The 24,605-nt window shown below is 72.1% G+C and carries 24 protein-coding genes and 1 pseudogene; 14 read left to right on the forward strand and 11 right to left on the reverse strand.

Features of this window, described 5'->3' with window-relative positions:
• Nucleotides 1-63: 63 nt before the first annotated feature.
• Nucleotides 64-1,070: pseudogene (locus tag A5714_RS22265) on the reverse strand (PPE family protein).
• 38 nt (nucleotides 1,071-1,108) lie between these two features.
• Between A5714_RS22265 and A5714_RS22270 the strand changes: the two are divergent.
• Nucleotides 1,109-1,420, forward strand: coding sequence for a PE/PPE C-terminal domain-containing protein (locus A5714_RS22270; RefSeq protein WP_068288941.1), 312 nt, complete (start codon nucleotides 1,109-1,111; stop codon nucleotides 1,418-1,420).
• 37 nt (nucleotides 1,421-1,457) lie between these two features.
• A complete protein-coding gene (gene dapE / locus A5714_RS22275) occupies nucleotides 1,458-2,522 on the forward strand; it encodes a succinyl-diaminopimelate desuccinylase (RefSeq protein WP_068288944.1) in 1,065 nt (354 codons plus the stop codon).
• Nucleotides 2,523-2,529: 7 nt separating this feature from the next.
• On the opposite strand, the gene A5714_RS22280 is transcribed toward dapE, so the two are convergent.
• Nucleotides 2,530-4,659: an AAA family ATPase gene (locus A5714_RS22280; protein WP_068288947.1), complete on the reverse strand. Its 2,130-nt coding sequence runs from the start codon at nucleotides 4,657-4,659 to the stop codon at nucleotides 2,530-2,532.
• An 88-nt stretch (nucleotides 4,660-4,747) separates the two neighbouring features.
• Between A5714_RS22280 and A5714_RS22285 the strand changes: the two genes are divergently transcribed.
• The 7 genes from A5714_RS22285 (at nucleotide 4,748) to A5714_RS22315 (ending at nucleotide 10,457) form a co-directional block, all read left to right on the forward strand.
• Nucleotides 4,748-5,311, forward strand: coding sequence for a TIGR00730 family Rossman fold protein (locus A5714_RS22285; protein ID WP_068288950.1), 564 nt, complete (start codon nucleotides 4,748-4,750; stop codon nucleotides 5,309-5,311).
• A 76-nt stretch (nucleotides 5,312-5,387) separates the two neighbouring features.
• Nucleotides 5,388-7,172: a long-chain-acyl-CoA synthetase FadD6 gene (fadD6, locus tag A5714_RS22290; RefSeq protein WP_068288953.1), complete on the forward strand. Its 1,785-nt coding sequence runs from the start codon at nucleotides 5,388-5,390 to the stop codon at nucleotides 7,170-7,172.
• Entirely contained in the window at nucleotides 7,172-8,143 is a 972-nt protein-coding gene (folP, locus tag A5714_RS22295) for a dihydropteroate synthase (RefSeq protein ID WP_369829465.1), read from the forward strand. Before fadD6 ends, folP begins: the two co-directional genes overlap by 1 nt.
• Nucleotides 8,140-9,129: a glucosyl-3-phosphoglycerate synthase gene (locus A5714_RS22300; RefSeq protein WP_068288956.1), complete on the forward strand. Its 990-nt coding sequence runs from the start codon at nucleotides 8,140-8,142 to the stop codon at nucleotides 9,127-9,129. Before folP ends, A5714_RS22300 begins: the two co-directional genes overlap by 4 nt.
• Before the next feature lie 38 nt (nucleotides 9,130-9,167).
• On the forward strand, nucleotides 9,168-9,533 hold the full coding sequence (locus A5714_RS22305; protein ID WP_068288958.1) for a DivIVA domain-containing protein: 366 nt from the start codon (nucleotides 9,168-9,170) through the stop codon (nucleotides 9,531-9,533).
• Between the two features lie 2 nt (nucleotides 9,534-9,535).
• Nucleotides 9,536-10,117, forward strand: coding sequence for a DNA-3-methyladenine glycosylase I (locus tag A5714_RS22310; protein ID WP_068069571.1), 582 nt, complete (start codon nucleotides 9,536-9,538; stop codon nucleotides 10,115-10,117).
• A gap of 166 nt (nucleotides 10,118-10,283) precedes the next feature.
• On the forward strand, nucleotides 10,284-10,457 hold the full coding sequence (locus A5714_RS22315) for a DUF3117 domain-containing protein (protein ID WP_068069619.1): 174 nt from the start codon (nucleotides 10,284-10,286) through the stop codon (nucleotides 10,455-10,457).
• A gap of 59 nt (nucleotides 10,458-10,516) precedes the next feature.
• On the opposite strand, the gene glgA is transcribed toward A5714_RS22315, so the two are convergent.
• Complete coding sequence (glgA, locus tag A5714_RS22320) at nucleotides 10,517-11,689, reverse strand: glycogen synthase (protein WP_068288961.1); 1,173 nt, start codon at nucleotides 11,687-11,689, stop codon at nucleotides 10,517-10,519.
• 292 nt (nucleotides 11,690-11,981) lie between these two features.
• Here glgA and glgC point away from each other — a divergent pair, with 292 nt between their 5' ends.
• On the forward strand, nucleotides 11,982-13,196 hold the full coding sequence (glgC, locus tag A5714_RS22325) for a glucose-1-phosphate adenylyltransferase (RefSeq protein WP_068288964.1): 1,215 nt from the start codon (nucleotides 11,982-11,984) through the stop codon (nucleotides 13,194-13,196).
• 35 nt (nucleotides 13,197-13,231) lie between these two features.
• Here glgC and A5714_RS22330 read toward each other — a convergent pair whose 3' ends face one another.
• From A5714_RS22330 to A5714_RS22355, 6 genes are all read right to left on the reverse strand, one after another.
• Entirely contained in the window at nucleotides 13,232-14,854 is a 1,623-nt protein-coding gene (locus A5714_RS22330) for a CocE/NonD family hydrolase (RefSeq protein WP_082959917.1), read from the reverse strand.
• 90 nt (nucleotides 14,855-14,944) lie between these two features.
• Nucleotides 14,945-15,619, reverse strand: a complete 675-nt coding sequence (locus A5714_RS22335) for an isoprenylcysteine carboxylmethyltransferase family protein (RefSeq protein ID WP_068069574.1) — start codon at nucleotides 15,617-15,619, stop codon at nucleotides 14,945-14,947.
• 7 nt (nucleotides 15,620-15,626) lie between these two features.
• Nucleotides 15,627-17,270 (reverse strand): ABC transporter permease, encoded by a 1,644-nt coding sequence (locus tag A5714_RS22340; RefSeq protein WP_197513872.1) that lies wholly within the window; start codon nucleotides 17,268-17,270, stop codon nucleotides 15,627-15,629.
• A complete protein-coding gene (locus A5714_RS22345; RefSeq protein WP_068288967.1) occupies nucleotides 17,267-18,205 on the reverse strand; it encodes an ABC transporter ATP-binding protein in 939 nt (312 codons plus the stop codon). The genes A5714_RS22340 and A5714_RS22345 overlap by 4 nt, the downstream gene beginning before the upstream one ends.
• Nucleotides 18,195-18,878: a TetR/AcrR family transcriptional regulator gene (locus A5714_RS22350; protein ID WP_082959914.1), complete on the reverse strand. Its 684-nt coding sequence runs from the start codon at nucleotides 18,876-18,878 to the stop codon at nucleotides 18,195-18,197. The genes A5714_RS22345 and A5714_RS22350 overlap by 11 nt, the downstream gene beginning before the upstream one ends.
• Before the next feature lie 71 nt (nucleotides 18,879-18,949).
• Nucleotides 18,950-19,618, reverse strand: a complete 669-nt coding sequence (locus A5714_RS22355) for an O-methyltransferase (RefSeq protein WP_068069576.1) — start codon at nucleotides 19,616-19,618, stop codon at nucleotides 18,950-18,952.
• A 201-nt stretch (nucleotides 19,619-19,819) separates the two neighbouring features.
• Here A5714_RS22355 and sigE point away from each other — a divergent pair, with 201 nt between their 5' ends.
• From sigE to tatB, 4 genes are all read left to right on the forward strand, one after another.
• On the forward strand, nucleotides 19,820-20,584 hold the full coding sequence (gene sigE / locus A5714_RS22360) for an RNA polymerase sigma factor SigE (RefSeq protein WP_068288970.1): 765 nt from the start codon (nucleotides 19,820-19,822) through the stop codon (nucleotides 20,582-20,584).
• A 95-nt stretch (nucleotides 20,585-20,679) separates the two neighbouring features.
• Nucleotides 20,680-21,075, forward strand: coding sequence for an anti-sigma E factor RseA (rseA, locus tag A5714_RS22365; RefSeq protein WP_068069627.1), 396 nt, complete (start codon nucleotides 20,680-20,682; stop codon nucleotides 21,073-21,075).
• Nucleotides 21,076-21,276: 201 nt separating this feature from the next.
• The gene (locus A5714_RS22370) at nucleotides 21,277-22,803 is read left to right on the forward strand and encodes a S1C family serine protease (RefSeq protein WP_068288980.1); all 1,527 of its coding nucleotides are present in this window, start codon (nucleotides 21,277-21,279) and stop codon (nucleotides 22,801-22,803) included.
• Nucleotides 22,803-23,216 carry a Sec-independent protein translocase protein TatB gene (gene tatB, locus A5714_RS22375; RefSeq protein ID WP_068069577.1) on the forward strand — a complete coding sequence of 138 codons (414 nt, stop codon included), beginning with the start codon at nucleotides 22,803-22,805 and terminating at the stop codon, nucleotides 23,214-23,216. The genes A5714_RS22370 and tatB overlap by 1 nt, the downstream gene beginning before the upstream one ends.
• Before the next feature lie 9 nt (nucleotides 23,217-23,225).
• Here tatB and A5714_RS22380 read toward each other — a convergent pair whose 3' ends face one another.
• Complete coding sequence (locus A5714_RS22380) at nucleotides 23,226-24,383, reverse strand: Mrp/NBP35 family ATP-binding protein (RefSeq protein ID WP_156671148.1); 1,158 nt, start codon at nucleotides 24,381-24,383, stop codon at nucleotides 23,226-23,228.
• On the reverse strand, nucleotides 24,370-24,605 hold a 236-nt coding region (locus A5714_RS27330), incomplete at its 5' end, for a hypothetical protein (RefSeq protein ID WP_231975958.1). The genes A5714_RS22380 and A5714_RS27330, both read right to left, overlap by 14 nt.

The following is a 24,605-nucleotide window of genomic DNA, read 5'->3' on the forward strand; positions in this document are numbered from 1 at the left end:
TTGGTCTCGGGCGGCAGCGCCCCGAAGTCGAAAGCCATTGCTCTGCTCCTGTTTGGCGGGTTGTCAGACGGCGGGCTTGGGCATGACGGTGGGCTTGACGCCGTAACGCGGCGCGCCGAGGCCGGAGCCGCCGCGGCCGGTGCTGGCCATCGCGGGCAACCCACCGGGGACCTCGCGAACGTGGGCGGGGGCCCGTCGATCGGCGCGTTGTCGGTGCCTCCCGGCTGGGCGGCCGGTGGGGTCCCGGCGGCCAGCACCGCGCCGCCCAGCCCGCCGGCCACCGCCGCCGCGGGCACGGCCGTGTCCACGGTGTGCTGGTAGAGCACCCCGGACACGATGGCGTTGAACACGTTCCACGACACATCGTCGAACGCGGCGTTGCCGACGTTGGAGACCACCGAGTTGCCGAGGATGTCGTCCAGCGGGGTCGCGGTCGGATCCGCCAGCGACTGCACCAGGTCGGGCGCGTTGGACACGGCTTGGTGCAACCCGTTCGTCGTGGCCGCGGCCGCCGACGACGGCGCCAAACCTCCGGCCTGGTCGGTGGCCGGGGGCGGCGCCGTGAGCGGGCTCAGCCGCGCGGCGGCCGCCGACGCCACCGCGTAGCCGTACATGGCGGCGGCGTCGGCGGCCCACATCTCGCCGTATTGCGCCTCGGTGGCGGCGATGGCCGCGGTGTTCTGCCCGAGCACATTGGTGGCGAGCAGCGCGGCGAGTTGGGCCCGGTTGGCGGCGACGACGGCCGGCGGCACCGTCATCGCGAACGCCGCCTCGTAGGCCGCCGCCGACGCCATGGCCTGGGCGGCGGCGTGCTCGAGTTCACCCGCGGTGGTGCGCAGCCACGTCAGGTACGGCTCGACGGCGCTCGCCATCGCGGCCGACGACGGCCCGATCCACTCGTCGCCGGTGAGGTTCGCGATCGCCGACTGACTGCCCAGGGCGGTGCTGTTCAGCTCGTCGGCGAGTGCGCCGAACGCCGCCGCGGCGGCCAGCATCGGCCCGGCGCCGGCGCCGGTGTACATGCGCAGGGAATTGGTCTCGGGCGGCAGCGCCCCGAAGTCGAAAGCCATTGCTCTGCTCCTGTTTGGCGGGTTGTCAGACGGCGGGCTTGGGCGGCGCGGGCGCTCTGGTGGCCGCGGGGGCCCCGGCCGGCTCCGCGGCCACCCCGGTGCTGGCGAGTCTGGGCTCGGCGAACGTGATCGGCGCGCTGCGGGTGCCGGCCGCCTGGTCGGCGGCAACCCCGGCCGGCCCACCACCGACGCTGGCCGGTTCGGAATGGGCCGCGCCCCTCGATGGGGAACCGCAGACCACCTGGGCGACGGGCATGCCGGCGGTGGCCTCGGCCGGGCGCGGCGGCTACGGCGTGGGGCCGCGGTACGGCGTCAAACCCAAGGTGATGCCGACGCAGGTGTTCGTCTAGCGCGGCACGCACCGCCGCAGCGATTACCCTCAGGTTCGTGCTGGACTTGGGCGGGGATCCGATTGCGCTGACCGCGGCGCTGGTCGACATCCCGAGCGAATCGCGGGACGAGGCGCGCCTGGCCGACGAGGTGGAGGCGGCGTTGCGCGCCCAGACGTCGGGATTCGAGATCGTCCGCAACGGCAACGCGGTGCTGGCGCGGACCCACCGGCGGCTGGGATCGAGGGTGCTGCTCGCCGGGCACCTCGACACCGTCCCGGTGGCCGGCAACCTGCCCAGCCGGCGCGACGGCGGCGACCTGTACGGCTGCGGCACCGCCGACATGAAATCCGGGGACGCCGTCTTCCTGCACCTGGCGGCCACGGTCGCCGAGCCGGCCCACGACCTGACGCTGGTGTTCTACGACTGCGAGGAAATCGACGCCGCCGCCAATGGTTTAGGCCGCATCGAGCGGGAGCTGCCGGACTGGCTGGCCGCCGACGTCGCCATCCTGGGTGAACCCACCGGCGGCTACATCGAAGCCGGCTGCCAGGGCACGCTGCGCGTCGTCGTCAGCGCCGCCGGCACCCGCGCCCACTCGGCGCGATCGTGGTTGGGTGACAACGCCATTCACAAGCTGGGCGGGGTGTTGGACCGGTTGGCCGCCTACAGCGCGCGCACCGTCGACATCGACGGCTGCGCCTACCGCGAGGGCCTGTCCGCGGTGCGCATCGACGGCGGCGTGGCCGGCAACGTCATTCCCGACGCCGCGTCGGTGACGGTCAACTTCCGCTTCGCCCCCGACCGGTCGGTCGCCGACGCGCTGCAGCACGTCCGCGAGGTGTTCGACGGTCTTGACGTGCAGATCGAGCTGGCCGACGCCGCGGCCGGGGCGCTGCCCGGTCTATCCCGGCCCGCCGCCAAGGCGTTGGTCGAGGCCGCCGGCGGCCAGGTCCGGGCCAAGTACGGGTGGACCGACGTGTCCCGGTTCGCCGCCCGCGGCGTGCCCGCGGTCAATTTCGGGCCCGGCGATCCGAACCTGGCCCACAAGCGCGACGAGCGGGTCCCGGTCGCCAACATCACCGCGGCCGTGGACATGCTGCGCGACTACCTGACCGGCTGAGCGCGGCCTAGCCCGGTCGCCCGATCGGCGCGCCCCGCGCCTGCGCGGCGGCGTCGGTCGCGGCGGCGTGCATGCCGAGCGCCGCCAGCTCGGCCGCGGCGGCCAGCAGCGCCGCGTCGTCGCCGGCGGCCAGCGCACGGGCGTGCGCCAGCGCGACGCGCCCCGTCGCGCAGTCGATCTCGGCACACAGCCGGGCCAACGGCTCGGCGGCCCGGGTGTCGCCGAGCCGGACGGCTTCGTGCCAGGCGCGCAGCGCCGCGCCCGGCTGCCCGCCGCGCTCGGCCATCCGGGCGGCGTCGCGGGCGGCCGACACCGCGCCGTGCCGGTCGCGCATCGACGCCAGCCGCCAGGCGCGCGCCACGCCCAGCTCCGGGGCGAACAGCGCCGACTTGGTGCCGTGCCGGGATTCGGCACGGCTCAACGCCTTCGCCGCGGCGGCGGTGTCACCGAGCTGCGCCAGCGCGGTGGCCAGCAGCATCAGCGACAGGGGGCCCCAAGAGTAGCCGGTGCGTTGCAGCGTCGACGCCGCCGGCACGAGCAGCGCGACGGCGCGGTCGAACTCGCCGGCCGCGATCAGCACGTGCGCCAGCAGCACCTCGCCGATCGCGCGCCCCGGCTGCTGCGATTCGGCGAAGTCGGTGAACTGCTGCGCCAGCGCCGCCGCCGCGTCCAGCCGGCCCGTCGTCAACAGGGCGGTGGTCTGCCCGAGCCCGACCGTGAACCGCAGCAGCCCGGGATGCTCGGCGGCGAAGGCCCGCCGCGCCAACGGCTCCACGTCGTCGAAGCGGCCCTGCCGCGCCGCGCACAGCGCGGCGGCGCTGGCCGCCCATGCCACCGCCTGATCGTCGGCCGCCGGCGACGCCAACACTTGGCCGCCGACGCGCACGGCGTGCGCGACGTTGCCGGCGTTCATGGCGAACGTCGCGCTCAGCGCGTCGAGCGTGGTGCGCGCCCCGTCGTCACCGACCCGGTTGCGGACCGTCTGCAAAAAAGCGGTGGCCCGCTCCGGCTCGCTGAGCATCCAGAACTGGTTGGCCGCCCGCAGCAGCGCCCAATTCAGCAGCGCCGTCTCGGTCAGCGCGGTGGAGTCGACCTCGCCCAGCACCGCGTCGGCCTCGCGGCCCCGGCCCTGCCACGCCAGCGCGTGGGCCAGCGCCAGCCGGGCCGTCAGCCCGCCGGAGCGCTCCAGCGCCGACCGGGCCAGCCGCTCGCCCAGCGTCAGGTCACCCAACCGCAACGCGTCGCGTGCGGCGGCGACGACCTCCGTGGCCCGCTGGGGGGTCGCGCTGTCCAGCGCCAGCACCGCCAGCCGCAGCCGGTCGCTCAGGTGATCGGGCGGTCGCTGCGCCCACAGGCCGAGCAGGTCGGTGCGCCGTTGCCGGGCCTCGTCGAAACCCAGCGCCGCCCGCGCGCGGTCGGCGAAGACCGGGTGCGCGGTGTAGACCACCGGGTCTTGCGAGGCCCCGCCGCGGACCCGGGTTTCGGCGGCGCCCCACTCGACCGCCTGGGCGACCGCGCCGTCGCCCACCAGCGCGGTCAGCGTGGCCTGCGGTAACGGTTCGGCAATTGCGAGGTAGTCCAGCACCGACCGGGCCGGCGCGGGCAACTCGGCGAGGAAGGCGTCGGGCGACGGCGGGGCGGACGTGGCCGGCGCGTCGACGTCGATCCGGGTGAGCAGCCCGTCGGCCCAGAGCGCGGCGACGGCGTCGGGGGCGGAGTCGGCGCGCGCGGTGACCACCATCCGCACCGTGCCGGCCAGCGCCAGCTGGTACACCAGCGTCGCCGACAACACGTCGAGGTGCTGGGCGTCGTCGACGATCAGCAGCAGCTCGTCACCGCCCAGCGACGCGCGGGCCGCGCGCAGCAACGCGGCCGGCTTGCCGAGGTCGGCGATGCGCACCAGGTGGCTGAACGCCCCGAACGGCACCGCGCGCTCGGTCGGCGTGCCGGTGACCCAGCGGGTGACCGTGCCGGGCCGGCCGCCGGCGAACCGCTCGGCGGCCAACCGGGCCAGCGTGGACTTACCGCAGCCGTCGGGTCCCAGGACTACCGCGCCGGCCGGGCGCGCGTCGCCCAGGGCGGCGTTCAGCCGGTCCAACGCGGCCGCCTGCTCGGGCACATTCCAGCGAATCGGCACCGCCGGATTTTAGTGCCGACGGCACCGCCCGCAGGGCGAAAGCCCCAGATACGACGGGCCGTATCGCGGTGGTCTACCTTTGGCGACTATGCGGCGGGACGGCGATTCCTCGGGCGGCTGGGCGGTGTGTGTCTACTGCGCGTCGGGCCCCCAGCATCCCGAATTGCTGGCCCTGGCCGCCGAACTCGGCGAGGCCATCGCCGAGCGGGGCTGGACGCTGGTGTGGGGCGGCGGCAAGGTATCGGCCATGGGCGCGGTGGCCAGCGCCGCGCGCTCCCGCGGCGGCCGCACCGTCGGCGTCATCCCGCAGATCCTGATGCGCCGCGAGGTCGCCGACACCGACGCCCACGAGTTGATCGTCAGCCAGACCATGCACGAGCGCAAGCAGGTCATGGAGGACCGCTCCAACGCCTTCATCGTGCTGCCCGGCGGCATCGGCACCCTCGACGAACTGTTCGACGCCTGGACCACCGGATACCTCGGGCTGCACGGCAAACCCGTCGTGCTGCTCGACCCCGCGGGGCACTACGAGGGCCTGTGGACCTGGCTGCGCGGGCTGCGCGACGGCGGCTACATCTCCCCGCGGGCGATGGACCGGTTGGTGCTCGTCGACAAGGTGCGGGCGGCGCTCGACGCGTGCGCACCCGGCTGATCGGGCGACGTCCCCCGGCGCCCCTATTAGGCTGTCCGCCGAGCTTGACATTCTTCTGACGAATCGAGGGGATCACGTGTCCGATGGCGACGGGGGAGCGCGCGCGGCGGTCACTCTGACCGATATCGCAACTCGGGTGCCGGGCCTGCTGGCGGACGCGCCGGTGATCGTGCGCGGCGCGCTGACCGGGCTGCTGGCGCAGCCGAACTCCAAGAAGTCGATCGGCACGGTGTTCGCCGAGCGGGCGGCCCGCTACGGCGACCGCGTCTTCCTGCGCTTCGGGGATCAGCAGCTGACCTACCGCGACGCCAACGCGGCGGCCAACCGGTACGCCGCGGTGCTGGCCGCGCGCGGCGTGGGGCACGGCGACGTCGTCGCGGTCATGCTGCGCAACTCGCCGCACGCGGTGCTGACCATGCTGGCCACCGTCAAGTGCGGGGCCGTCGCCGGGATGCTCAACTACCACCAGCGCGGCGAGGTGCTCCAGCACAGCCTCAGCCTGCTCAAGGCCAAGGTGCTGGTCGCCGAGACCGACCTGGTCAGCGCCGTGGCCGAGTGCGGCGGGTCCGGTGACACCGAGACGCTGACCATCGAGGACCTGGAGCGCTTCGCCGTCGGCGCCCCGGCCACCAACCCGGCGTCCGCGTCGGCGGTGCTGGCCAAGGACACCGCGTTCTACATCTTCACCTCGGGCACCACCGGCTTCCCGAAGGCCAGCGTGATGACCCACCTGCGCTGGCTCAAGGCGCTGGCCGCGTTCGGCGGCATCGGGCTGCGGCTCAAGCCCTCCGACACCCTGTACTGCTGCCTGCCGCTGTACCACAACAACGCGCTGACGGTGGCGCTGTCGTCGGTGATCAACTCGGGCGCGACGCTGGCGCTGGGCAAGTCCTTCTCGGCGTCGAAGTTCTGGGACGAGGTGATCGCCAGCGACGCCACGGCGTTCATCTACATCGGCGAGGTGTGCCGCTACCTGCTCAACCAGCCGCCCAAGCCGACCGACCGCAAGCACAAGGTGCGGGTGATCGCCGGCAATGGCCTGCGCCCGGAGATCTGGGACGAGTTCACCAAGCGGTTCGGGATCAAGCGGGTCTGCGAGTTCTACGCCTCCAGCGAGGGCAACACCGCGTTCATCAACGTGTTCAACGTGCCCCGCTCGACGGGCGTCTTCCCGCTGCCGCTGGCCTACGTCGAGTACGACCCGGACACCGGCGCCCCGCTGCGCGACGACGACGGCCGGGTGCGCCGGGTGCCGGCTGGGGAGCCCGGCCTGCTGCTCAGCAAGGTCAACCGGCTGCAGCCGTTCGACGGCTACACCGACTCAGAGTCGAGCGAGAAGAAGTTGGTGCGCAACGCTTTTCGTGAGGGTGACTGCTGGTTCAACTCCGGTGACGTGATGAGCCCGCAGGGCATGGGCCACGCGGCGTTCGTCGACCGGCTCGGCGACACGTTCCGGTGGAAGGGCGAGAACGTCGCCACGACCCAGGTCGAGGCCGCTCTGGTGTCCGACGAGTCGGTCGAGGAGTGCACGGTGTTCGGCGTCGAGGTGCCGCGCACCGGCGGCCGCGCCGGCATGGCGGCGGTCAAGCTGCGCGAGGGCGCGGAGTTCGACGGCAAGTCGCTGGCGCGCGCCGTCTACGGCCAACTCCCGGTCTACGCGCTGCCGCTGTTCGTGCGGATCGTCAAGGAGCTGGCGCAGACGACGACGTTCAAGAGCCGCAAGGTCGAGCTGCGCGACCAGGGCTACGGCCCCGACGTCGAGGACCCGCTGTACGTGCTGGCCGGCCGCGACGAGGGCTACGTGCCGTTCTACGACGAGTATCCCGACGAGGTCGCGGAGGGCAAGCGGCCGCAGGGCTGATGCCGGTGTGTGACGCCGAGCGTGCGACCGGGCGCGCGCTCGGGAACGACGCGGCCCGCGCGGCGGCGCGGGCCGCGACCGGGCACCATGGACGTGTGGAAGCGACACTGTGCGGCCGCCCGGTCGCCGGCGATCGCGCGCTGGTCATGGCGATCGTCAACCGGACGCCGGACTCGTTCTACGACCGGGGCGCGACCTTCAGCGACGCCGCCGCCCAGGCCGCCGCGCACCGGGCCGTCGCCGAGGGCGCCGACGTCATCGACGTCGGCGGCGTCAAGGCCGGGCCCGGCCAGCACGTCGACGCCGACACCGAGATCGCCCGGCTGGTGCCCTTCATCGAGTGGCTGCGCGACGCCTACCCCGACCAGCTGATCAGCGTGGACACCTGGCGCTCCGGGGTGGCCCGGGTCGCCTGCGCGGCCGGCGCCGACCTGGTCAACGACACCTGGGCGGGCGTCGACCCGGCGCTGCCCGAGGTGGCCGCCGAGTTCGGTGCGGGGCTGGTGTGCTCGCACACCGGCGGCGCGGCGCCGCGGACCCGCCCGTTCCGGGTCCACTACGGGACCACCACGCGGGGCGTGGTCGACGACGTCCTGGCGCAGGTCACGGCCGCCGCCGAGCGGGCGGTCGCGCTCGGGGTGGCCCGCGACCGGATACTGATCGACCCCACCCACGACTTCGGCAAGAACACCTTCCACGGGCTGGCGCTGTTACGGCACGTCGGTGATCTCGTGAATACCGGGTGGCCGGTGCTGATGGCTTTGAGTAACAAGGACTTCGTCGGGGAGACTCTGGGGGTGGAGTTGACCGAGCGCCTCGAGGGCACGCTGGCCGCCACCGCGCTCGCGGCGGCCGCCGGCGCCCGGATGTTTCGCGTGCACGAGGTGGCGGCCACCCGCCGGGTGCTGGAGATGGTCGCGTCGATTCAGGGCACCCGCCCGCCGGCCCGCACGGTCAGGGGGCTCGCGTGACGGCGTCGGACCTGTGCGCCGGGCACGTCAGCGACGCCGGCATGCTCGCCGCCCGGCCCGGCGACATCTGGCTGGCCGACCGCAGCTGGGTGCGGCCCGGCTGGAGCGTGGCCGACCTGGTCGCCGCGAAGGCCGGGCGGACCATCTCGGTGGTGCTGCCGGCCCTGGACGAGGAAGAGACCATCGCGGCGGTGATCGAGAGCATCTCGCCGCTGCTGGACGGCCTGGTCGACGAGCTGATCGTGCTGGACTCCGGCTCCACCGACGACACCGAGATCCGCGCGGTGGCCGCCGGCGCCCGCGTCGTGCGCCGCGAGCAGGCGCTGCCCGAGGTGCCCGTGCGCCCCGGCAAGGGCGAGGCGCTGTGGCGCTCACTGGCCGTCACCGGCGGCGACATCGTGGTCTTCGTCGACTCCGACCTGCTCGACCCTCACCCGATGTTCGTGCCCTGGCTGGTCGCGCCGCTGCTCACCGGCGACGGCGTGCACCTGGTGAAAAGCTTCTACCGGCGACCCCTCAAGGTGGGCGACGCCGAAGGCGCCGCCGGGGCGACCGGCGGCGGGCGGGTCACCGAGCTGGTCGCGCGGCCGCTGCTGGCGGCGCTGCGCCCCGAGCTGGGCCACGTGCTGCAGCCCCTCGGTGGGGAGTACGCGGCCACCCGCGAGCTGCTCACATCGGTGCCGTTCGCGCCCGGCTACGGCGTGGAGATCGGCCTGCTCGTGGACGCCTTCGACCGGCTGGGCCGCGACGCCATCGCGCAGGTCAACCTCGGTGTGCGGGCGCACCGTAACCGGCCGCTGGCCGAGCTCGGCGCGATGAGCCGGCAGGTCATCGCGACGCTGCTGTCGCGCTGCGGCGTCCCCGACTCGGGGGTCGGGTTGACCCAATTCGTCGCCGACGGCGCCGACGGCTTCGGCTACACCGAGCGCACGTCGCCGGTGTCGCTGGCCGACCGCCCGCCGATGAACGTCCTGCGGCCGCGCTGAGCACGGCACTGTCGGGGCGATAGGGCAGTATCGACCGCGTGGCGTTGGTGTTGTTGTACCTGGTCGTGCTGGTGCTGGTGGCGGTCGTGCTGTTCGGCGCGGCCAGCCTGCTGTTCGGGCGGGGTGAGCAGCTGCCGCCCCTGCCCCGGGGGACGACGGCGACGGTGCTGCCCGCCTACGGGGTGACCGGCGCCGACGTCGACGCGGTGAAGTTCACCCAGGTGCTGCGCGGCTACAAGGCCAGCGAGGTCGACTGGGTGTTGGAGCGCCTGGCCCGCGAGCTGGAGGCGCTGCGCGGCCAGCTCGCCGCGGTGAACGCCGCCGGAACCGGCAACGGCGACACCGAAGCCCACGCCGGCGGCGCGCCGGTGGAACCGGGCGAGGGCGACGATCGTCAGGACTGAATGTGAGCGACGAGGAACTTGTCCGGTGCGGCTGGGCGGGCATCCGGCCCGGGCCGGACTTCGAGCTGTACCGCGACTACCACGACTATGAGTGGGGCCGCCCGGTGCACGACGGGACCGCGCTGTTCGAGCGGATGAGTCTGGAGGCCTTCCAGAGCGGGTTGTCGTGGCTGGTGATCCTGCGTAAGCGGGACAACTTCCGGCGCGCCTTCGCCGGGTTCGACGCCGCGCAGGTCGCCGAGTTCTCCGACGCCGACGTGCAGCGGCTGCTGGCGGACGCCGGCATCGTCCGCAACCGGGCCAAGATCGACGCGACCATCGCCAACGCGCGGGCCGCGGCGGAGCTGGGCAGCCCGCAGGACCTGTCGAAGCTGCTGTGGTCCTACGCGCCGCCGCCGCGGCCGCGGCCGCTCGACGGCTCCGAAATCCCGTCGGCCACCGCCGAATCGAAGGCGATGGCGGCCGACCTGAAGCGGCGCGGCTTTCGCTTCGTCGGGCCCACGACCGCCTACGCGCTGATGCAGGCTACCGGAATGGTCGACGATCACATCCGCGAATGCTGGGTGCCCGCAACCACCCGGTGAGCACCCACAACCGGGTCTTTGTGCAAGTGGTGACCTCTATAGGGAACAATAGGGGGGTGATGTGGCAGTTCGATGCCGGGTGTGGCAGAAAATTCGCTGGCGGGGCATGCTCGGCGCCGACCAGGTCCGCGAGGGCGGGCCAGCTCGAACCTGGAGGGAGCACTCGATGGCGGCGATGAAGCCCCGGACCGGCGACGGTCCTCTGGAAGCAACCAAGGAGGGGCGCGGCATCGTGATGCGGGTACCACTTGAGGGCGGCGGGCGTTTGGTCGTCGAGCTGACGCCCGACGAAGCCGCCGCCCTGGGTGACGAACTCAAGGGCGTCACGAGCGCCACTTAGGGCTTTCACGGGCAGGCTTGCGGGCCTTCCGGGTCGCTTCCCAGGCGATGTCGGCGGCGCTAAGCGCCCACCTTCCGATAGATGTCCACGGTCTGCTCGGCGACGCGGGCCCAGGAAAATTCCTCGACGCAGCGCTGGCGTCCCGCCTGGCCGTAGCGTTTCGCCCGCTCGGGCTCAGCGACGAGCCCATTGACCGCCTCGGCCAACCGCGATTCGTAGCCGGCCGGATCGTCGGCGTCGTAGTGCACCAGTGAACCGGTGACCCCGTCGGCGACCACCTCCGGGATGCCGCCGACGTCGGAGGCCACCACCGCCGTCCCGCAGGCCATCGCCTCCAGGTTCACGATCCCGAGCGGCTCATACACCGATGGGCAGACGAACACGTCTGCCGCCGAGAGGATTTCGCGCAACTCGCCCGTCGGGAGCATCTCCCTGATCCAGAAGACCCCGTCGCGGGCGTCGGCCAGCCGGCCCACCGCCGTGCGCGTCTCCTCGGCGATCTCCGGGGTGTCGGGCGCGCCGGCACACAACACCACCTGAATTTCGGGGCTGAACCGGTGCGCGGCCGCCACCAGGTGGGCGAGGCCCTTCTGCCGGGTGATGCGGCCCACGAACACCACCGTGGGCCGGGACGGGTCGACACCGATCTCCGCCAGCACCGACCCGGTGGGCTCCGGGCCTGCCGGATGCCAGACATCGGTGTCGACGCCGTTGCGAATGACGTGCACGGCGCTGGGATCCAGTGCGGGGTACACGCGCAAGATGTCCTCGCGCATCGCGGAGCTGACCGCGATCACAGCGTGGGCGGCCAGCACCGCCGTGTGCTCCACCCACGACGAGACGCGGTAACCGCCGCCGAGTTGCTCGGCCTTCCAGGGCCGCAGGGGCTCGAGCGAGTGCGCGGTCAACACGTGGGGTACGTCGTAGAGCAGCGCGGCGAGATGCCCGGCCATCCCGGTGTACCAGGTGTGCGAATGGACCACGGTGGCCGCCGCCGCGGCGTCCACCATCATCAGGTCCGCGGACAGCGTGGCCAGCGCCGCGTTCGCGTTCTGCAGCCGCGGGTCGGGTTGGTGCGCCTGCACTCCCGGGACGCCCGTGCGCGGCGCGCCCATGCAGTGCACGTCAACGGCGCACAACCGCCGCAGCTGAGCGACCAGTTCGGTGACGTGTACCCCGGCCCCGCCGTAGATTTCTGGGGGATATTCCCTCGTCATCATCGCCACCCGCATACCCGCACCGTAGTTCGAGGTCTCCTCGCCCCGCGAGGCGGGGCGAGGAGACCTCGAACCCATCGGCGCGAGCGAGGTCGACGAGCCCCGCGAGGCGGGGCGAGGAGACCTTGAACCGATCGGCGCGAGCGAGGTCGGCGAGCCCCGCGAGGCGGGGGCCGGCGCCGCGGCAAGCGAATCCGGTGCCCGCGGGGCCAAATACCTTGACGGACAGCCGCACCTGCTCGCTGCGGGGCCGCGAAAAGGGCGTTCCCCCTGGCAGCGCTTCGCGGGTGCCGATAGGTTTGACGTCATGAGGGAAGCGCCACACGTGCTGGGCATCGTCCTGGCCGGCGGTGAGGGCAAGCGGTTGTATCCGCTGACCGCGGATCGCGCCAAGCCCGCGGTCCCGTTCGGGGGCGCCTACCGGCTGATCGACTTCGTGCTGTCCAACCTCGTCAACGCCCGCTACTTGCGAATTTGCGTTCTCACGCAGTACAAGTCGCATTCACTGGACCGCCACATCTCGCAGAACTGGCGGTTGTCCGGCCTGGCCGGCGAGTACATCACCCCGGTGCCCGCGCAGCAGCGTCTGGGCCCGCGCTGGTACACCGGCTCCGCCGACGCCATCTACCAATCGCTCAACCTGATTTATGACGAAGACCCCGACTACATAGTGGTTTTCGGTGCCGATCACGTGTACCGGATGGACCCCGAGCAGATGGTGCGCTTCCACATCGACAGCGGGGCCGGCGCGACGGTGGCCGGGATCCGGGTGCCCCGCAGCGAGGCCAGCGCCTTCGGCTGCATCGACGCCGACGAATCGGGCCGCATCCGCGACTTCGTGGAAAAGCCCCTCGACCCGCCCGGCACACCGGACGATCCGGAGTCCACGTTCGTCTCGATGGGCAACTACATCTTCACCACCAAGGTGCTGATCGACGCCATCCGCGCCGACGCCGACGACGACCACTCGGATCACGACATGGGCGGTGACATCATCCCGCGGCTGGTCGGCGATGGGATGGCCGCGGTGTACGACTTCAGCGACAACGAGGTGCCCGGCGCCACCGACCGCGACCGGGCGTACTGGCGCGACGTGGGAACGCTGGACGCGTTCTACGACGCCCACATGGACCTGGTGTCCGTGCATCCGGTGTTCAACCTCTACAACAAGCGCTGGCCGATCCGCGGCGAGTCGGAGAACCTGGCGCCGGCCAAGTTCGTCAACGGCGGCTCGGCGCAAGAGTCGGTGGTGGGCGCCGGCAGCATCATCTCGGCGGCCTCGGTGCGCAACTCGGTGCTGTCCTCCAACGTCGTGGTCGACGACGGCGCGATCGTGGAGGGCAGCGTCATCATGCCCGGCGCCCGCGTCGGTCGCGGCGCGGTGGTGCGCCACGCCATCCTGGACAAGAACGTCGTCGTGGGGCCGGGGGAGATGGTCGGCGTGGACTTGGAGCGCGACCGCGAGCGCTTCGCGATCAGCGCCGGCGGCGTCGTCGCGGTGGGCAAGGGCGTCTGGATCTAGCGCGGGACGTGCGGGGCTTGGCTGCGGCCGGCGGGCTACGCCGGAATCTCCGGGACGAGCAGGTGGGCGTCGTGCCGCCCGGAGTCCCAGTGCAGGCTCACCCGACCGCGCGGCGACGCCGCGTACGCCGCCGGAAATTGGCCGGTGAGCGGGTTTCTCGGCGACAACCAGCGGCCGGCGACCACCAGCCGCAACTCCTCGCCGGCGCGGAACACCGTCGCCGAGGGCCCCAACGCGACGTCGACGGCGACGACCGCGCCGGGCGGGACCGGTTGCGGGTCGACGCCCGCGCTTACCGGCTCCCACGGCCGGGACGCCTCGGAGTCAAATGCCCGCAACGCAACTCGCTGCCAACCGGTGGCCACCCGGTCGCGGCCATAGCCGTAGGACCCTTCGAATCCGACGAAGCGGCTCCCGAATCGGCTGCGGCGCCACTTCTCCACGCCGACGAACAGATTCGCGTCGTCGCAGCCGTCCAGCTGCACCCACAGCCGGGCGACCATCGGCCCGGTGAGCTCGACGTCGGCCGGGATCGTCCAGCGAAACACTGCGGCCCGCGACCGCGTCCCGAAGGTGACGGCGCCGGGCGTGGCGGGCCGGTCCGGTGTCAGCGTCGCCCCCGGCCCTAAATACAGTGCGTGCCAACGGGTCCGGTCCAGCGGCCACTCCGTCTCTTCGCGCACCGCGGTGACGGTGTCGCGATCGTGGCGAATCTCGAGACGCACGCTGCGCGTCGCCGCGGCGCCGGACAGCACCTGCCGGAAGAACGCCAGCTGTTCGGCCAGCGCGGGTTCGGAGTAGAACGTCGTCCACTTGCCGCCGCGGTGGGTGTACAGGCGCGCGTGGGCGGAGCCGGCGCGCGCAAACGCCCGCATCGAGCCGCGGCTGTGCAAGTTGTTGTCGGAGAAGCTGCCACACACCAGCATCGGCACGGTGATCGCGGCGAGGTCGGGAACCATCGCGCGCCAGGACGCGTCGCGCAGCGGGTGGTCGCGTTGCAGGTGCATCAGGTCGTAGCTGTGGCGGGTGTCGCGGCGCAGGTTGCGTGACCACAGCCGGCTGAAGCCCCGCTCTTGCACGCCGCCGGGAAACATCAGGTCGCGGTAGGCGTCGGTGAACCCCTCCCAGGGGCAGATCGCGCGCAGTGCGGGCGGCGCCAGGGCCGCGACGGCGTACTGGCTGATGGCCAGGTACGACACCCCGAGCATGACGACGTTGCCGTCGCACCACGGCTGGGCGGCGATCCATTGCACCAGGTCGTAGGTGTCCTCGGCCTCCTGGCGCGACAGTAGTTTGCCGGTGCCCTGGGAATGGCCGCAGCCGCGGGAGTCGGCGTTGACCACGGCGAAGCCGCGCGCGGTCCACCACGCCGGATCGGGTGCCTCCCAGCTCGTCAGCTCGGAGAAGGTCACCGGCTGCGGCTGGCGGATCGCGCGGTACTGCGCGGAGAAGGTCGATTTCTCGCCCCGACGGGTCGGCAGATTGTCCTTGCCGTAGGGGTGGATGCTCAGGATCGCCGGCTTGGGCGCGTCACTGCGGCGAAAGACGTTGATCCGCAACACGGTTCCGTCACGGGTCGGGACGTCGACGTCGCGGTCGATGTGGATACCGGCCGGCGCCGGGGTCACCGTCACCGGCGGCCGGGCGATGCCCCCCATCCTGGCCAGCGCGTAGCGCAGGGCGCCGCGGCGCCGCCACGGGCGATCCAGAGTCGGTGTCCCGGTCACGCATTCACCCTAGGAGAGTCGTCACCAGACGTGGGGAACCAGGCGGTAGCGCACCCGCCGCCCGTACTCGGTGTACCCGGCGAGTTGGGCGAAAAGCAGTTTTTCCTCGTCGAGGATGCGCGCGACGAGCACGGCGACGCCCGGGAGCACGAACAGCAGCCCCCAGTAGGAGCCCAGCGCCAGCGGTATTCCCGTCATCATGACGACGTTCCCGACGTACATCGGGTGCCGCACGATGCCGTAAAGGCCGCTCGAGATCACGGTTTGGCCCTGCTCCACCTGCACGGTGGCGGCGGCGTAATTGTTCTGGACGATCACCAGCATGGCGATGCCCAGCCCCGTCGCCACCAGGATGTCGCCGACGACGGACAGCCACGCCGGCACGTGGGACCAGTGGAAGCGGTGGTCGACCGCGCTGAACACCATGATGACGAACAGGCCGAGGAACGAGCCGGTGATGATGAACTTCTGCGCCTTGCGGGGTTCGGCCCGCGGCCCGGCCCGCATCCGCCGCTGCAGGGCCACCGGGTTATGCCGAGCGAGGTAGACGGTCGGCGCGATCGTCGCCGTGGTGAACACGGCGATGAAGACCCACCCCTGCCAGTAGTGCAGCGTCCCCGCCGGGACCATCAGGATGAGGATCCACGACGCGACGCCCCAGACGGACGTCAGTGCCACTCGAATCCCGGTGTTCATCACGCTCCTAGCAACGCAGGTCGCGGCGCCGGAACGCCAGGGCGCCCAGAGAGATCAACCCTACGTCCAGGGCCAGCAAATACACCAGAGGCGCAGCGCGGAAGCCGGCCCCGACCAGCGGGATGTGCGCGAAGGGTTCGCAGTCGAGCAGCCACTGCGGGAACCGGGCCAGCGAGCCGATCAGGTAGAGGGCGACGAACGCGACGAGCACCGCCCACGCCGCCGGGGCGAAGCGCGGCGCGGCACCGAACAACGCGACCGTGACGGCCGCCAGCAGCCACACGGCGGGCAACTGGACCGCGGCGGTGCCGAGCACGGCGGCCAGCTTGCCGCCGAGATCCGCCGCGGCAAGCCCGTAGACCACCCCGCCGGCCAGGCCGCTGCCCAGCATCGCGGCCGCCGAACCCAGCAGTGCGGCACCGACATGGCTTGCCAGCCAACGATTTCGGGCCACGGCGCCGGCCAGCACCGGCTCCGCGCGCCCGCTGCCCTCCTCCTGCTGCGGCCGTAGCGCGAGCGACACCGCGAAGGCGGCGGCCACCATGCCCATCATGGTGAACGCGACCGCGACGAACGCCTGCTCGACGGCGCTGGTCCCGCCCATGCGTGCGACGATCTCACGTGCGGTACCGTCACCGCCCAACTCGTCGCCGACGCCGTGCGCCACGCTGCCCATCAGCAGGCCGTACAGGCTCAACCCGGCAATCCAGAGCAGTATCGCGGGGCGGTCCAGCCGCCAGGTCAGCCCGACGACGCCGGACAGCGCCGGGCCGGCGGCGCCCGGGCCGGGCCGTTCGGGCGCGAGCCCCGCTCCGACGTCGCGGCCGGCGAGCAGGCGGTAGGCCAGCGCGGTGAGCGCGGCCGTCGTCAGCACATGCAGCAGCAGCACCCACCAGCGGTCGCCGGCGTAGGGGCGGACCTGCAGCGACCAGCCCAGGGGCGACAGCCAGGACAGGGCGGGTTGCCCCGCGTCGCCGACGGCGCGCATCGTGAACGCCGCGCCCAGCGCGGCGAACGCGACGCCGCGGGCCAGCCGGGCGCTCGGCGACAGCTGGGCGGCGACCGCGGCGACGGCGGTGAACACCAGGCCCGAGCAGGCCAGCGCCGCGCCGAAGGCCAGCGACCCGGCGGCCGCGACGTCGGTGGCGAGCAGCCCCGCGGCGCCGAGCGCGCCGGTGGCGATCGACGCCCCGAACGACAACAGCAGCGCCGCGCTCAGGCTGGCGTACCGGCCTACCGCGGTGGAGTCGACCAGTTCGGTGCGTCCGGTCTCCTCGTCGGCGCGGGTGTGCCGGATCACCGTGAGGATGACGGCGACGGCGATCAGCACGTGGAACATGCCGGCTTTCCAAATGCCCACGGCGCCAAGGTTGTCGGCGTACACCCGCCCGTAGAGGGCGCGCTGGGCGGGGCTGGCCATGATGGCGGCCACGAACCCGGCACGCCCGGCGGCACCCGGGTAGAGCTTTTCGATGCTGCCGACGTAGACGGTGCCCAACGGCACCGACAGCAACGCCACCCACAGGGGCAACGAGATCCGGTCGCGGCGCAGGTACAGCCGGAGCATGCCGAGCGTGCCGGCGAAGTGTGATCGGCGCGCGACCGGGTGGTGAGCCGGCTGACGCGGTCGGTCGACCGTGGCGGTGCTCATGACGCGGACACCGCTCGCGCGCCGCGATCCCGGTGGCCGTCGCCGGTGTCGTAATGGCGCAGGAACAGTTCCTCGAGGGTCGGCGGCTGGCTGACCAGGCTGCGCACCCCGGCGTCTCCGAGCACCCGGATGAACTCACCCAAGCTTTCGCTGTCGACCTGAGCGCGCAGTGTGCGGCCCTCGACGCTGACGTCCTCGACACCCTTGATCCGGCTCAGATCACCTGGGTCGCCCGTCATCTCGGCTTTGATCGAGGTGCGGCTGAGGTGCCGCATCGATTCCAGCGTGCCGCTCTCGACGGCCCTGCCGTCCCGGATGATGGTCACCTTGTCGCACAGCGCCTCGGTCTCGGCCAGGATGTGGCTGGACAGCAGCACGGTCGCGCCGCGGTCCCGCGCCTCGGCGACGCATTGCTGAAAGACGTTCTCCATCAACGGGTCCAGGCCGCTGCTCGGCTCGTCGAGGAGCAACAGGCTGGCGTGCGAGGAGAAGGCGGAGATCAACGAGACCTTCTGGCGGTTGCCCTTGGAGTAGGCGCGGGCCTTTTTGTGCGGGTCTAGGTCGAAGCGCTCGATCAGCTCGGCCCGCCGCCGCTGGTCGACGCCGCCGCGCATCCGGGCCAGCAGGTCGATCGTCTCGCCGCCGGTCAACGACGGCCACAGCGTCACGTCGCCGGGAACGTAGGCGAGGTGGCGGTGCAGGTCGACGGCATCGGTCCACGGGTCGCCGCCGAGCAGTCGCACGCGGCCGGCGTCGGCGCTGACGAGGCCGAGCAGGATGCGAATCGTCGTCGACTTCCCGGCGCCGTTCGGCCCGAGAAACCCGTGCACTTCGCCGCGCTGCACCGTCAGCTCCAGCCCGTCCAGCGCGCGCTGCTTGCCGAAACGCTTGACCAGCCCGCGGATTTCGATGGGAGGGCGTTCGTCAGTCGGCATGGGATCCTCCTTGCTCGTCGGTGTCTGGAACGTCTGTGTCCCGGTCTTGCGCGCCGGGCCCGTCGGCCGCCAGAAAGGCGTCGTACATGGTGCGGTCCGCCAGCATGCCCTCGGTGTAGACCTCCAACGCGGGCAACACCATGTCGCGGGCGTAGTCGCGCAGGACCGCGCGGATATCCATTGGGGTGTCGTGCATTTGGAGGTAGAGCAGGAACCCGCCGCCGCCGGTGATGCCGACGTAGCGGGCCCGGGCCCGAGGGTCGCGGCTGGGTTTGATGGTGCCGGCGCGCACGCCCTCGGCCAGGTAGGCCTCGGTGTTGTCGATCATCCCGCGCCACAACATCTTTGCCAGCTCGCCGCCCGACTGCAAGCTGCGCACCAGGTAGGCCATCATCGGCGCATACGACTCGATCTCGGCCAGCTGCGCGAACCACGTGGCGGGGTCCCTCGATTGCACCGCCTCGGTCTTGCTGTCGCGGATGTCCTCGGCGATGTAGTCGTCGCAGGCCTTGCGAAGCCCTTCCTTGGAGCCGAAATGGTGGATCACCAGCGCGGCGCTGACCCCCGCGGCCTCGGCGATCGTGCGCAGGCCCACCCCGAAGCCGTGCCGGCCGAATTGCTCGATGGCCGCGTCGCGGATCCGGGCCGCTGCGGTCAGATCGGCTGAACGCATGTTCAGTACACTAAACGCGCGTTCAGTCGATGGTCAAGGGGCCAGCGCCGCGGATTTCTTCGTCAAATGATTCAGTCGCGTACGGCGGCGAGGATGCCGTCGCCGAGCGGCACCAGTGCCGGCGTCAGCCGCTCGTCCTCGGCGATGAGGCGGGCCGCCTCGCGCACCGCCATCACCTCGGCGTCGCGGGCCGCGGGATCACCGGCCCGCCCACCCAGCGCCGCGCGGTGCACGACGATGGCGCCGCCCGCGCGCAGCAGTCGGACGCCTTCGACGACGTAATGCGGCTGATCGATCGGGTCGGCGTCGATGAACACCAGGTCGTAGGACTCGTCGGCCAGCCGGGTCAGCACGTCCTGGGCGCGGCCGCCGATGAGCCGCGTGCGCCCCGGCCCGATGCCGGCCTCGGTGAACGCCTGCTTGGCCAGCCGCAGGTATTCGGGCTCGATGTCGATCGTGGTCAGCACCCCGTCATCGCTCATGCCCGAGAGCAGCCACAGGCCGCTGACGCCCGCGCCGGTACCCACCTCGGCGACCGCCTTGCCGCCGCTCAGCTTGGTGAGCAGGCTGAGCAGCGCGCCGACCGCCGGCGTGACCGCGCCCGCGCCGATGTCCACGGCGCGCTCGCGGGCGGCGGCCAGCAACGCGTCCTCGGAGATCGAGCCCTCGGCGTGCGCGAAGAGCGATTCGGCCCGACTCGGCGCCGCCTGGCCCTGGGTTTGCGCGTCGGTGCCGTCCATGCCCGCAGCGTATGCCAATTCCGGGCGGCGTCGGGCAGGCGCGCCTGAATCGGCCCGCATCGACACGCCCGGTGCGCGCGCGGCGTTTAAGGTCACCGCGCGGTGGATATGTCCTGCTCGACGCAGGTAACAATACGGTTTCTCAGCCGGAGCTCAGATTGTTCCTATACCGCGCATACGCCAGTGGACGACCGTGTCCGTATGGATCGCGGAGCGCGTTGGACCGGGAATACGGATTGGCAGCTGCCGGTTGGCACGATTGAAGAAATGCCACTGTTTGGCAGGACGACTTCGGAGGACATCATCACCACCCTGTTAAGCCCCACGAGCATGTCGCACGCGCAGGAGCTCCCCACCGACGAATGGGTCGAGCCCGCCGACACGCCGCAGGGGACCGCCGTGTTCGACGCGACCGGCGACAAGGCTGCCATGCCGTCGTGGGACGAACTCGTCCGGCAGCACGCCGACCGCGTGTACCGGCTCGCCTACCGGCTCTCCGGCAACCAGCAGGACGCCGAGGACCTGACGCAGGAGACGTTCATCCGGGTGTTCCGGTCGGTGCAGAACTACCAGCCGGGCACCTTCGAGGGATGGTTGCACCGCATCACCACGAACCTGTTCCTGGACATGGTGCGCCGCCGCGCCCGCATCCGGATGGAGGCGCTGCCCGAGGATTACGAGCGGGTGCCCGCCGACGAGCCGAACCCCGAGCAGATTTTCCACGACTCACGGCTGGGTCCCGACCTGCAGGCCGCCCTGGACTCGTTGCCGCCGGAGTTCCGCGCCGCCGTCGTGCTGTGCGACATCGAAGGCCTTTCCTATGAGGAGATCGGTGCGACGCTGGGGGTCAAGCTCGGCACGGTCCGCAGCCGCATCCACCGCGGTCGCCAGGCGCTGCGCGACTACCTCGCCGCGCACCCGTCCCACGGCGCCTCGTCGGACGGCGTGCCGGCCCGATCGGCCTGAGCCAGGCCGACCGCCGCGGTTTGGGCGCCACTTCGGCGCCGGCTCGCGCTACATTCGACAGATAGGGACGCGGGTGGCGGCGAAAGGAGCTGGTGATGTCCGACCGAGGACACCTGTTCCGTCGCGCCTTCTCCTGGTTGCCCGCGCAATTCGCCTCCCAAAGCGACGCTCCGATCGGGGCGCCTCGCCAATTCGGCTCCACCGAGCATCTGTCGGTGGAGGCGATCGCGGCGTTCGTCGACGGCGAGCTGCGCATGAATGCGCACCTGCGCGCCGCACATCATCTTTCGCTGTGCCCACAGTGCGCCGCCGAGGTGGACGGGCAGAGCCGGGCGCGGGCGGCCCTGCGCGACTCACACCCCATCCGCATCCCGGCTGCGCTGCTCGGAATGCTGGCCGACATCCCGTACGACCTGCCGGAGGAATCGCCCGCGCCGGCGCCCGACGGGCTCGCCGATCGGGACGCCCGGCAGCAGCGCAAACGCCGCTAGCCAGCGGATTCTTCACCGATCGCCGCCGACCGGCCCGCGCGCGCGTTCCTGCCGCCGTGGCGCCGGCCGTGGATACTAGGGTGGACACGGACAGCGGCTGCGCCGGGCATCTCGCCGGGCACCGGCCTGTCTCGAGCGCTCGAGCAGAGGATCTAAAGGGGCAACGTGACCTCCGACCAAGGCAGTGACTCCGGCCCGGGCCTGGGCAACGACCCCGGCAGGGATTCCGGTAGGGACTCCGGCGGCGACGCCGGCAACCGCTTGCCGCCCCGTCCCGTCTTCCGGCCGCCGGTCGACCCGACCTCGCGCCAGACGTTCAGCCGCCCCGACGGGCTGCGCGGATCGTTCGTCGCCGACCGGGTCCGCCCGAAAAAGTACCGTGACCAGGCCGAGTTCCGGCCGCACGACCGGTCGTCCGACCCCGTCCTGCAGGAGGCCTTCAGCCGGCCCGCCGGGAGCGTCGATACGCTGCAGCGCCACCCCGTCGACGCGGGCGCGCTGACCGCGGAGCGCAACGGCGCCGAGGCCGACGACCACGACGATCCGTGGCGCGACCCGGGCGCCGCGGCGGGCCTGGGCACCCCGGCGCTGCCTCCGGCGGCGCCGAAGGTCGCGGCGGGGTACGGCGGCAAGCTCGGCGTGCGCGACGTGCTGTTCGGCCGCAAGGTGTCCTACCTGGCGCTGCTCGTGCTGCTGGTCATCGCCCTGTTGATCGGGGCGCTCGGAGGGCTGATCGGTCGCAAGACCGCCGAGGTGGCCGAGGCGTTCACCACCTCGAAGGTGACGCTGTCGACCAACGGCAACGGCGAGTCGCCGGCCGGCCGGTTCGCCAAGGTGGCGGCCGCGACGGCGGGCGCCGTGGTGACCATCGAGTCCAAGAGCGACCAGGAGGGCATGCAGGGCTCCGGTGTCGTCATCGACGGCCGCGGCTACATCGTCACCAACAACCACGTCATCTCCGAGGCCGCCAACAACCCCAGCCAGTTCAAGACGACCGTCGTGTTCAACGACGGCAAGGAAGTGCCCGCCAACCTGGTCGGGCGCGACCCCAAGACCGACCTGGCCGTGCTGAAGGTCGACAACGTCGACAACCTCACGGTGGCCCGGCTGGGCGATTCCGACAAGGTGCGGGTGGGTGACGAGGTGCTGGCCGCCGGCGCGCCGCTGGGGCTGCGCAGCACCGTGACCCACGGCATCATCAGCGCGCTGCACCGGCCGGTACCGCTGTCGGGGGAGGGGTCCGACACCGACACGGTGATCGACGGCGTGCAGACCGACGCGTCGATCAACCACGGCAACTCCGGTGGCCCGCTGATCGACATGGATTCCCAGGTGATCGGCATCAACACCGCGGGCAAGTCGCTGTCGGACAGCGCGAGCGGCCTGGGCTTCGCCATTCCCGTCAACGAGGCCAAACAGGTGGCGCAGACGCTGATCAAGGACGGCAAGATCGTGCACCCGACGCTGGGCATCAGCACCCGCTCGGTGAGCAACGCGATCGCCTCCGGCGCGCAGGTCGCCAACGTCAAGGCGGGCAGCCCCGCGCAGAAGGGTGGGCTGCTGGAGAACGACGTGATCGTCAAGGTCGGCGACCGCAAGGTCGCGGACGCCGACGAGTTCGTCGTCGCCGTGCGGCAGCTGACCATCGGCCAGGACGCCCCCATCGAGGTCGTGCGCGACGGTCGGCACGTCACGCTGACGGTCAAGCCGGATCCCGACGGCAGCTGATGCTCGGCAGCCTCAGCTGGGAGCACATGCTCGTCCTCGTGGTGGTCGGGCTGGTGGTCCTCGGGCCGGAGCGGCTGCCGGGCGCCATCCGGTGGACGTCGAACGCCCTGCGTCAGGCCCGCGACTACCTCAGCGGCGTCACCAGCCAGCTGCGTGAGGACCTCGGCCCCGAGTTCGACGACCTGCGGGTGCCGCTCAGCGAGCTGCAGAAGCTGCGGGGGATGACACCGCGCGCCGCGCTCACCAAGCACCTGCTCGACGGCGACGACTCGATCTTCACCGGCGCGTTCGACCGGCCGGCCAACGGGACGGCCGTGCCGCCCGCCGCGCCGTCGGCACCGGCCGAACCGGGCGCCCCGCCTGCGGGCGGCCACGCGCCCGGGCCCGCGCCGTTCGACGCCGACGCCACCTGAGCGGTCGGGTCAGCGCCGGGTCGGGTCCAGCCCCAGCGAGACGCCGGCCAACCCGCGTTTGCGCGCCGACAGGCTGTCGGCGACACCGCGCAGCGCCTTGCCGACCGGCGAGTCGGGCGCGCTCAACACGATCGGCGTGCCGGAATCGCCGGCGGCCACCAGCGCGGGGTCCAGCGGGATCTGGCCCAGCAACGGCACGTCGGCGCCCACCGCCCGCGACAGCCGCTCGGCCACCTGCTGTCCGCCGCCTTCGCCGAAGACCTGCAGGATCGTCCCGTCCGGCAGCGTCAGGCCCGACATGTTCTCCACGACGCCGACGACGCGCTGCCGGGTCTGCAGCGCGATGCTGCCGGCCCGCTCGGCGACCTCGGCGGCGGCCAGCTGCGGCGTCGTCACCACGAGGATCTCCGCGTTCGGGATCAGCTGGGCGACCGAGATGGCGATGTCGCCGGTGCCCGGCGGCAGGTCGAGGAGCAGGACGTCCAGGTCACCCCAGTAGACGTCGGCCAGGAACTGCTGCAGCGCCCGGTGCAGCATCGGGCCGCGCCACACCACTGGGGTGTTGCCCTCGGTGAACTGGGCGATCGAGATGACCCGCACCTCGTGGGCGATGGGCGGCAGGATCATCGACTCCACCTGGGTGGGCCGGTCGGTGCTGCCCATCATGCGGGGGATCGAGTGGCCGTGGATGTCGGCGTCGAGCACGCCCACGGACAGGCCGCGCGCCGCCATGGCCGCCGCCAGGTTGACGGTGACGCTCGACTTCCCGACGCCGCCCTTGCCGGAGGCGACGGCGTACACGCGGGTCAGCGAGTTCGGCTGGGCGAACGGGATGACCGGCTCGCGGGCGTCGCCGCGCAGCTGTTTGCGCAGTTCGGTGCGCTGCTCGTCGTTCATCACGTCGAGGCTGACCGTCACCGCGCCGGTACCGGGAACGTCGGTGACCGCCTGGCTGACCCGCTCGGTGATCTCGGTCTTCTTCGGGCAGGCCGCGGTGGTGAGGTAGACCCCCACGTGCACCGCGCCGCCGGGCTCGACGTCGATGCTCTTGACCATGCCGAGCTCGGTGATCGGACGCCGCAGTTCGGGGTCGATCACCTTGCCCAGCGCGGCGCGGATGGCGGCGCTCAGCTCGGCTGCGGGGGCAGAGGATTCATGACGGCTCATCACCGCCGAGTGTAGGCGGGTGCGCCGACGCGCCGGTCAGCCGGCCGCAGCTGGTCCCGGCCGCTTGGGCGCGGGCGCGTTCGCCGTTGCCGCAGGCTTGGGCGACGGCGAGGCCTGCGGCGCCGGGCTCGCCGGTGGCGCGGCCGGTGCGGGAGCCGCTGGCGGTTCCGGCGGGGCCGGGGCGCCCCCCGGCGGCGCGGGCGGGCCGGCGGGCGCGAGGTT

Origin of the sequence: Mycobacterium sp. E2462, from assembly GCF_001672685.1 — a bacterium.
Classification (GTDB): Bacteria; Actinomycetota; Actinomycetes; order Mycobacteriales; family Mycobacteriaceae; genus Mycobacterium.

Excerpts from the sequence above, each read along its gene's own strand:
- A5714_RS22315 (WP_068069619.1), top strand. The coding sequence starts at position 10,284 with ATGGCGGCGATGAAGCCCCGGACCGGCGACGGTCCTCTGGAAGCAACC.
- A5714_RS22350 (WP_082959914.1), bottom strand. The coding sequence starts at position 18,878 with ATGCGTTCAGCCGATCTGACCGCAGCGGCCCGGATCCGCGACGCGGCC.
- A5714_RS22355 (WP_068069576.1), bottom strand. The coding sequence starts at position 19,618 with ATGGACGGCACCGACGCGCAAACCCAGGGCCAGGCGGCGCCGAGTCGG.
- folP (WP_369829465.1), top strand. The coding sequence starts at position 7,172 with ATGCCGGTGTGTGACGCCGAGCGTGCGACCGGGCGCGCGCTCGGGAAC.
- tatB (WP_068069577.1), top strand. The coding sequence starts at position 22,803 with ATGCTCGGCAGCCTCAGCTGGGAGCACATGCTCGTCCTCGTGGTGGTC.
- A5714_RS22285 (WP_068288950.1), top strand. The coding sequence starts at position 4,748 with ATGCGGCGGGACGGCGATTCCTCGGGCGGCTGGGCGGTGTGTGTCTAC.
- A5714_RS22380 (WP_156671148.1), bottom strand. The coding sequence starts at position 24,383 with ATGAGCCGTCATGAATCCTCTGCCCCCGCAGCCGAGCTGAGCGCCGCC.
- A5714_RS22340 (WP_197513872.1), bottom strand. The coding sequence starts at position 17,270 with ATGAGCACCGCCACGGTCGACCGACCGCGTCAGCCGGCTCACCACCCG.
- A5714_RS22345 (WP_068288967.1), bottom strand. The coding sequence starts at position 18,205 with ATGCCGACTGACGAACGCCCTCCCATCGAAATCCGCGGGCTGGTCAAG.
- glgC (WP_068288964.1), top strand. The coding sequence starts at position 11,982 with ATGAGGGAAGCGCCACACGTGCTGGGCATCGTCCTGGCCGGCGGTGAG.
- sigE (WP_068288970.1), top strand. The coding sequence starts at position 19,820 with ATGGATCGCGGAGCGCGTTGGACCGGGAATACGGATTGGCAGCTGCCG.
- A5714_RS22330 (WP_082959917.1), bottom strand. The coding sequence starts at position 14,854 with ATGGGGGGCATCGCCCGGCCGCCGGTGACGGTGACCCCGGCGCCGGCC.
- rseA (WP_068069627.1), top strand. The coding sequence starts at position 20,680 with ATGTCCGACCGAGGACACCTGTTCCGTCGCGCCTTCTCCTGGTTGCCC.
- A5714_RS22335 (WP_068069574.1), bottom strand. The coding sequence starts at position 15,619 with ATGAACACCGGGATTCGAGTGGCACTGACGTCCGTCTGGGGCGTCGCG.
- glgA (WP_068288961.1), bottom strand. The coding sequence starts at position 11,689 with ATGCGGGTGGCGATGATGACGAGGGAATATCCCCCAGAAATCTACGGC.